This is a genomic window from Alteromonas sp. KUL150 (assembly GCF_009811475.1).
Lineage (GTDB): Bacteria > Pseudomonadota > Gammaproteobacteria > Enterobacterales > Alteromonadaceae > Alteromonas > Alteromonas gracilis.
On record NZ_BLIJ01000080.1, the window covers coordinates 1 to 833 of the forward strand.

General features: G+C 46.2%; 1 protein-coding gene. It reads right to left on the reverse strand.

Annotated elements, in window-relative coordinates:
• Window positions 1–475: 475 nt before the first annotated feature.
• A partial coding sequence (locus GVO62_RS18485) for an SMI1/KNR4 family protein (protein ID WP_236547236.1) occupies window positions 476–833 on the reverse strand: 358 nt, incomplete at its 5' end.

The window sequence follows — 833 nt, forward strand, 5'->3', positions numbered from 1 at the left end:
TCTAACGGCCACCGTAAATGATGCAGCAGTGCAGAGACAGTGCATGTCCTTATCTGGGGAGATCTGCTTTACGAGCGGTCGGTAAACACCAGTGAGGCTCTGGTTTACAAGTGCCTTGGCGCAGAGGAAACGCATCATCCACTGCGAGCGAACTTGATGCAAACCGATAGCGCTGTCTCAGGCAACTGTGGCGGTGATAAAGCAGAAGTCAGCAGACGGCATAGTAGCCAAATGCCCATCGTAATGGTTGGGACACGGTGAAGGCCTGACCCTGAAAATCAATTAGGAGCCTGTGCAGCTCACTTGTTTCATATCCGACCGGACTTAGGAACAGTGGCGCAAAATCAGAAGCCATAATTGGAGCATGAAGGAGCTAATCGGCCATCATGCTTTAAACATTTTCAGGAAACGCCCTGTGCGGAGCCGCATGCAGGGTGTTGTGGGGGCCGAGGGTTAGAGACCCTTGGCTACCCGATTAGCTTTCACTCTTTTTTCCGTGCTCTTTTGCGAACTCGGGGTTAATCCATACAGAAACAACATCATCGGTATTTAAAGCGACTTCTGGTGGTTCAAAACAAGATTTTCTGAATTCTGAAATTGAGTCACTTATGAGAGTTTTTTCGTTTATTTCGTGGTCCCAAAAATAAATTTTCGATTTGAACTCTATGAAGTAGTTACCACACTCATCCTCAGCAAGGACATTGTAATTAAATAATTCGGCAGGATATGGCTTTGTCGCAGCCCTCACTAACCCATACTCAACGCCATTGTTAGCTCGTACTGCTTTTCCAAAACAACATGTAATTTCCATTTTTACCTCGTGAAAGCTAACT